The sequence below is a fragment of the Rhodopirellula sp. JB055 genome (genome assembly GCF_043100905.1).
Classification (GTDB): domain Bacteria; phylum Planctomycetota; class Planctomycetia; order Pirellulales; family Pirellulaceae; genus Rhodopirellula.
On the sequence record NZ_JBICHO010000163.1, the window covers coordinates 1 to 7,368 of the forward strand.

At 54.9% G+C, this 7,368-nt stretch carries 5 protein-coding genes; 3 read left to right on the forward strand and 2 right to left on the reverse strand.

All coding sequences use genetic code 11. The features are described from left to right. The first annotated feature begins 279 nt into the window (after positions 1-279). Both ACF8AM_RS06795 and ACF8AM_RS06800 read left to right on the forward strand, forming a co-directional pair. Positions 280-2,202 carry an Hpt domain-containing protein gene (locus tag ACF8AM_RS06795; RefSeq protein WP_392554899.1) on the forward strand — a complete coding sequence of 641 codons (1,923 nt, stop codon included), beginning with the start codon at positions 280-282 and terminating at the stop codon, positions 2,200-2,202. Further along, a complete protein-coding gene (locus ACF8AM_RS06800; protein WP_392554900.1) occupies positions 2,199-4,418 on the forward strand; it encodes an EAL domain-containing protein in 2,220 nt (739 codons plus the stop codon). The genes ACF8AM_RS06795 and ACF8AM_RS06800 overlap by 4 nt, the downstream gene beginning before the upstream one ends. A 311-nt stretch (positions 4,419-4,729) precedes the next feature. On the opposite strand, the gene ACF8AM_RS06805 is transcribed toward ACF8AM_RS06800, so the two are convergent. Together ACF8AM_RS06805 and ACF8AM_RS06810 are read right to left on the reverse strand one after the other, a co-directional pair. Further along, positions 4,730-5,269 (reverse strand): hypothetical protein, encoded by a 540-nt coding sequence (locus ACF8AM_RS06805; protein ID WP_392554901.1) that lies wholly within the window; start codon positions 5,267-5,269, stop codon positions 4,730-4,732. Positions 5,270-5,284: 15 nt separating this feature from the next. Next, positions 5,285-5,467 (reverse strand): Flp family type IVb pilin, encoded by a 183-nt coding sequence (locus ACF8AM_RS06810; RefSeq protein WP_392554902.1) that lies wholly within the window; start codon positions 5,465-5,467, stop codon positions 5,285-5,287. A 369-nt stretch (positions 5,468-5,836) separates the two neighbouring features. On the opposite strand from ACF8AM_RS06810, the gene ACF8AM_RS06815 reads away from it, so the two are divergent. Further along, positions 5,837-7,368, forward strand: a 1,532-nt coding sequence (locus ACF8AM_RS06815; protein WP_392554903.1) for a M1 family metallopeptidase, incomplete at its 3' end; no start/stop codon positions are given.

Sequence of the window (7,368 nt, forward strand, 5' to 3'; positions counted from 1 at the left end):
CCGCTAGAACGATTTTTCCGGTTTGGAGGGTCATGCCGGCTGGAGAAACATTCTGTGTTCATTTTGAAAGAAGTGGAGCTCTTACCCCCCGAAATTGGCTGGCATGTTTGTTGAGTGCCCCAACGCAAGTCGGCTTCAGGATCCTCCGAGGCCATAAAGCGTCGACTTGCGATCCTTTCAGCTCTGTTCAACTTCTTCATGTCCCCGTTCGACCGTATTGACGTCCCAACGGCATCCCCAAATGCCGTCGGGTACTATCGTCTCAATGAATCCGGGCGAATGATCGAAGCCAGTGAGACGTTGCTGCGCATCCTGGCGATTGATTCCATCGACGACTTGGTCGCTGCTGTCGGTGAAGCAACAACTTCGTTGCGTCACGTGGTTCCATGGCATTCGCCGACGAGTCGCCAGGGACGGATGTTTGGCGAGTACTTTGAACGCAACCTACCGATCACCCATTGCCAATCCAAAATTCGCGTCGCTGGAACGACCCGTTGGTTTGTTGAAACGTTGATTCCGATCCGCAACGTCACAGGGCACTTGGAACAATGGTTGGGGACGGTGCACGACGTGACAACCAGTCATTCGCAGAGCGAAGCAAAACTGGCCGCCGCAAATGCGAATGCCGCTTCACGAGAGGCACAACTGATTGAGTTGTGCGATCAAGTCCGTTGGGCACTCGGACGCGTGCGTGAATCGCTGCGTTCAAGCGACTCCGCTTGCATGACCAACTCGCTGTGCGACACGATCGAACATTTGGTCGACTTGGAATCGGAATTTCGTTCGCCGTTGAACTCAGGCGACGTCAGTGATACCGGCCAACAGACGGGCAGAGACAGACGCCAAGGCTTTCGGCTGTGCGAGTTGGTGGAAGACCTGGCGGAATCGGTGGCTCCTGAAATCCATCGCGCCGGTCGACGCATCACAGTGCAGATCGACCATGGTTTGCCTGCCGTGGTCAGAGGCAATTTGCAAGCCATTCACTGCGTCTTGGCGAATCTATTGCATCACGGTGCTTCCCACACGGATTGGGGTGACGTCAAAATTGTTGTCACGAAGCAACAGCAACGAGCGACCTTCGCAATCCGGATTGCAGGGCATGACTGGACGTCCGACATGGTAGCGAAGGAAGCGTTTGACCCAGAAGATTTTCCGATGGAATGGAAGATCGCCTCACGCTACGCCCAACGCTTGCACAGCGATTTGATGCCGCGTTTCTTACCTTCGGGTTGCCTGGAAGTTTCGTTTGAGACCACCTTGGTGGAAGACACCGATCTGCAGTCCGATCAACATCCCGAAACAGTGCTTGGAGAGAACACGCGAGTCTTAATCGTCACGGCTCACGCTGCGACTCGGGACGCCCTGACTGAGATCTTGGCCGGTTGGAAGGTTTCAGCCTCCAACTGCGATGAATTGGACGTTGCGTTGCAGCGAATTCGGATCAACGAGAAAATGGGACAGAAGTTCGATGCGATCCTGATCGACGAGTCCATTTTCGCGAACCGACAAACTTTGTCGAAAGAGACGCTTGAACTGCTCGCCACGTCGGCGAACATTCGGATCCATTCGCGTGGCACGACGTGCCAAACCAATTTGCAACAACGAGTGCGGACGCCGGATTGGGTGTGGACGGTTTCAGAGCCCATTCGGCAAGCCTGTTTGCGAACGGCAATGATCGGAGCGACCCAATCCAATGACCCGTTCGCCGGCAGCAGTTGTGAGCAATGTCACGCATTGCCTCTGCACAACACTGAGTGGCGTGACAATGCACTTGTCTCGCACAACGATTGTTGTCCCACTGAGAACGTTGATAAGACGGATTCCGCTGAGGTGTGCATTCCTGAGGAGGTGGAAACTTCGAGGTTGCTCAGCGTGGAGGCTTTGCGAGACGAATGCGGTGGCGATTCCGATTTGTCAACGATGGTGATGGAGGTGATGTGTTCCTCGATGCCAAAACGCATGGACGAGATGCGGTCTGCCACTCAACGTGGGGACCTCGATTCGGTTCAGCGTTTGGCTCATCAAATGTCCGGAGCCGCGAAAGATCATTCCATGACAGCAGTCGCAGAGTTGACGACTGCATTGAAACAACATGCGGTGGCGAGAGACGCACCGCGCGTTCAGGCGTGCGTGCACGAGTTGTCTTCACGCGTGGATCAAACCATTGAACTGATGCAATCATTGTTGGAGGAAGCGTCGTGAATGCGTTTCATTCCGACCCGATGAGCGTTTTGCATCAATTGCAAACCGCAGAAAATCTGGCGTTCACTGCGGTCTCGGCAAACGACGTGTCGATGGATTTGTCCGAGGTCGCGGCGGGGAAAGAAGATTCCGTGCGGGTTGCGGTTTGTTCCGGAACACAGACCATTTTGGTGGTGGAAGGTGACGAGTCGACTCGCGAAACCTTGTCGCAGATGTTGCAGTACCAACGCTACAAAGTCTTGTCTGCCAAAAGTGGCCGCGAAGCCGTCCTAACGGTCCAGCAACAGCATGTGGATCTGGTTCTGATGGACGTTGACCTGCCGGACCTTGATGGATTCCGCACAACTCGACTGATTCGGCAGATGATGGATCTGTCGCAGTTGCCGATCGTGATGGTCACGTCAGCGGCGGATCCTGAGGAGGTCATTCGTGCGTTTGATAGCGGGGCCAATGACCACGTCTGCAAACCGCTGGACCCCGCCGCAACGTTGGCTCGGATCGCGACCCAATTGCAACTGAAATCAGCTTTGCAGCGTTTGCAACAAAGTGAAGAGCGATACGCGCTGACCGCTCGCGGGACCAACGACGGGATGTGGGATTGGAACCTCGTCACGGGCGAGCTGTATTTGTCGCCGCGATGGCGCAGTATGGTCGGACTGGAAGGTTCAAGCTGGACGCCACACGGTTCGGAATGGATGGATTTGATTCACCATGAAGACCGACGCCGGGTTCAGCTCGATCTGGAAGCTCACCTATGTGGCGAAACCGACCACTTCGAAACCGAACTGCGGATGCAGGACGGGAAGCAAACCTATCGCTGGATGCTGTGTCGAGGGTTGGCTGTCAAGGATGTTCATGGAACCGCTTACCGGATCGCGGGTTCGTTGACGGACATCACGGAAGGAAAGGTCGCTGACGCGCTGACAGGACTTCCAAACCGGATGCTGTTCAATGATCGTGTGCAGCGGTCGGTTGATCACCAATCACGCAATCCCCAGAACCGATTTGCCGTCATCTTCATGGACGTCGATGATTTCAAGTTGGTCAACGATCACTTCGGCCACGATGCGGGCGATGACTTTTTGGTCAGCATCGCTTCCCGTCTGGACACCTCTCTGCGTAAATCCGATGCCATCATCGCTCGAATGGGCGGTGACGAATTTGCCGTCTTGCTCGAAAACATCCGGCACGTCGACGAAGCCGTCGCGGTGGCGATGCGGTTGCACGAGAAGATGCGGTCCCCGTTTCCCGTGGGGGATCGTGAGATTCTGACTCAGGCCAGCATGGGGATCGCCGTTTCGGAGTTCGATCCGGAATCCGGCAAACCTCAGGCGACAGCAGAAGAACTGCTGGTCCGAGCCGACACGGCCATGTACTTCGCCAAAAATCAGTCTGAGTTGCCTTACGCGATTTTCAACGATGACATGTTGGCTGAGAACATGTTGCGTTTAGAACTCGGGTCGCAACTGCGGCATGCTCTCGAGAGAGATGAGTTGACGTTGCTGTACCAACCCATGGTTCAGCTTTGCGACGGCACAACAGCCGGGTTTGAAGCCTTGTTGCGTTGGGAACATCCCGAGCACGGAACCGTGTCCCCCAACATGTTCATTCCAATCGCAGAATCCAACGGGTTGATCGTTGAGATCGGGAAATGGGTGCTTCGCCGTTCTTGTCAGCAAGCCAAACGATGGCAAGCCGAGTTTGGTCGGCCGATCATGATCAGCGTCAATGTTTCCGTTCGCCAATTGTCTGCGTCGGGATTCGTCGAAGCTGTGACGGAAACGCTCGAAGAAACACAGTTGCAACCGGAATGTTTGAAGTTAGAAGTGACGGAAAGCCTGTTGATGCAGGACCCCGAAAGCACGATTGAGTTGTTGCACGAGTTGCGCCGAATTGGGCTGACGATTGGCATCGACGACTTCGGAACGGGGTATTCGTCGTTGTCGTATCTTCACCGAATGCCGCTGGATATCTTGAAGGTGGACCGTTCCTTCGTCGACTCGATGTTCGATTCGGAAAAGAACGCCGCCTTGATTCGTTCCATTCTGGCGCTGGCAAATAGCCTGGAACTGAACGTGGTCGCCGAAGGTGTGGAGACGCAAGCGCAACTGCGACGTTTGCAAGATCTTGGCTGCCATTTCGTGCAAGGGTTCTTTTTCTCGCATCCTTTGAAACCAGAAGCGGCGAGCCAAATGATCAACCACCGTTGGTTGTGAACGGTTCGGCCTCTGCGCAGTTGCAACAGCGATGTACTGGACGAGGCAACGAGTCCCCATCTCAACATCGCTGTAGTGGACGAGGCGACGAGTCCCCTCCGTTGTGGAGGTGGTGCCGTTTTTCGAGGCTGTGTTGCCAAGCGTTTCTCATCACCCTCCCCCCGGGTGGGTCGAGCGAAGCGCGGGGAGGGTTCAGCATTGGGTCCAGCACGTAACCCTCCCCGGCCCGAAGCGGGCCGACCCTCCCAAAGGGAGGGTGGGGTAAAACTGGACGACCTCTCTTAGAACGGTGGGCTTCTTCGGAACGTCGCTCAGCTCACGGGAACGGCGGCTTCATCTTCCGGTGTGGCTTCCATCCAACTGTCGTCCTCGTCGTCCAACTCTTCGTCATCGGCGAGGGCCTCTTCCGAGTCATCGCGGAGTTTGGCTCGTAGTTCCAACACTTCCTCGCGGATGGTGTTGAACTGAATCGCCATCGCTGACCAGTGGTCATCGTTGCGAAAGGAAATGTTACGACCTTCTTTGCCATCGACCAGGTTTTGCATTTCGCGACGCATGCTGAAAATCGGCCCTGCGAATCGGTTGCTGACCTTCAAGACGTCGTAGATCATCAGCGGCCCGAGCACCAACAGGCCGGGCACCCAGTAGACCGCCTCATCCGTGAGCGAAAGGAAAAGATCCGAGGTTGCGACACCCGGGTGAATCATCGACTGAGTGAAGAACTGAATCACCACAAAGTATGTCACACACGCTGTTCCATACAGAACCGCTCGCAGAATCAACGCGACTTGGACATCACGGTCGATGAGCAACTGCTGGCGCAGGGGACGAGAAGGTCGCTTGGCTTTCACGGGAACATTTCCAAATCAATTGGCAATGGCGTCGGACGAATTGTTCAAGCTGTTGCTTGTCTCAGTCACCAGAATGTTGATCCCGACAGACGCGGTTACGATGATCAGTGACAGCATCACGGCGTATTCAACAGCCGTTGGGCCATCCTCTTCCAGCAAAAATCGCTGAATCGATCGCAAGAAGGGGCGTTGGGACATGGAATCGGCTTCATTCAGTTGTGAATCAGGGTTGTAGGATCACGCTCCTACCTCTGCCAAAAACCTAGCTCGACTTTGTCGTGTGGGCGGAGCTTATCGAATCGGATTCATGCCGAACCTTGAATTCATACGGGTTGTCCGGGTTGCAACGGTTGGGAGATTTCGCCCGAGCAGGCAACGGAAAGGCCCCTCGAAGGAGGAGTTCATGGGACCCGTCGCCCCAGCAACCTGAATTTTCTGAGAAAATGAACTCCCTAAACCAAATCGAGTTCGCGAGCGGGCCAAAACACGCGCGCGGGCGAAGTATCCTTTACAGCAACCACCGTTCGATCCCAGTTTGGTACCTCACCGCCCTAGGTCTTCATTGTGATGCGATTTCGATCGATCCTGCCCTCACGTTTTGCTGCCACCGAGTCAAATCCCGCCTCCTGTTCCGCGTTGGTCTGTTTGGCCGTCGGATTGGGGTGGATGCTGACCGTCTTCGCTTCCAACACGTCCTTCGCGCAGCCGCTGCCCAATCCCAAGCATGGTGATCCAACCGACAAGTTCCATCCGTTGGAGCCCTGGTTGCCAACACCCAACGTGTATCGAACCGCGTCGGGGGCACCGGGGCCGCAGTACTGGCAGCAACGCGCCGACTACACCATCGACGTCAAGTTGGACGATGAGAATCAGTCACTCAGCGGTACGTGCCAAATCACCTATCACAACCAATCGCCTGACACCTTGGATTACCTCTGGGTGCAGCTAGACCAAAACCGATTCAAAAACGACTCGGTCGCGGTCACCAGCAAATCCGCTCCGGGAATCGGATCGCAAACGACGTTCAAATTCGTCGAGTCGATGCTTGCTCAACAAGCGTTTGATGGTGGTTACAAAGTGGCTTCCGTGACCGATGCCAAAGGCAATGCCGTCGATCATTTGATCGTTGACACCATGATGCGAGTGGACCTGGACGCCCCGCTTCCGCCGGGCAAATCGACGCAACTGAACATCGAATACAGCTACAACATTGTTGACGCGAAAGTGCTTCGTGCTCGTGGCGGTTACGAGTTCTTCGAAGACGACGAAAACTACATCTACGAAATCGCTCAGTGGTTCCCGCGAATGGCGGCCTACACCGACTACACCGGTTGGCAGCATCATCAATTCTTGGGTTCCGGCGAATTCACGTTGGAGCTGGGGGATTACGACGTTCGAATCGATGTGCCCGCGGACATGGTCGTTGCTTCGACAGGAACCCTGAAGAACACCAATGAAGTCTTGAAACCTGAATGGAAGACTCGTTTGGCCAAGATGAAAAAAGGCGACAGCCTCGAATTCATCATCACGCCCGAAGAAGCCAAGGAGAACGAAAAGTCCAAATCAAAAGAACGTGCGACTTGGAATTTCACCGCCAAGAACGTTCGCGACTTTGCCTTCGCTGCCAGTCGGAAGTTCATCTGGGACGCGATGCCAGTGGAAGTCGGCAACCAAACTGTTTTGGCAATGTCGTATTATCCCAACGAAGCCGAACCGTTGTGGAGTCAGTACAGCACCGAATCCATCGCTCACACGCTGGAAGTCTACGGTCGCTATTCGTTTGAATATCCCTACGAGGTCGCGATCAGCTTCAACGGTCCAGTCTTCGGAATGGAATACCCGATGATCTGTTTCAACGGCCCGCGTCCGGAAGAAGACGGCACGTACAGCACAGCCACCAAGTACGGATTGATCAGTGTCATCATCCACGAGGTTGGACACAACTTCTTCCCGATGATCGTCAACAGCGACGAACGTCAGTGGACGTGGATGGACGATGGGCTCAACACTTTCTTGCAATACCTGACGGAGCAAGAAAGGGAAGACAACTACCCGTCACGCCGTGGGCCACCAGAAAAGATCGAGATCGGAAGAGCGTC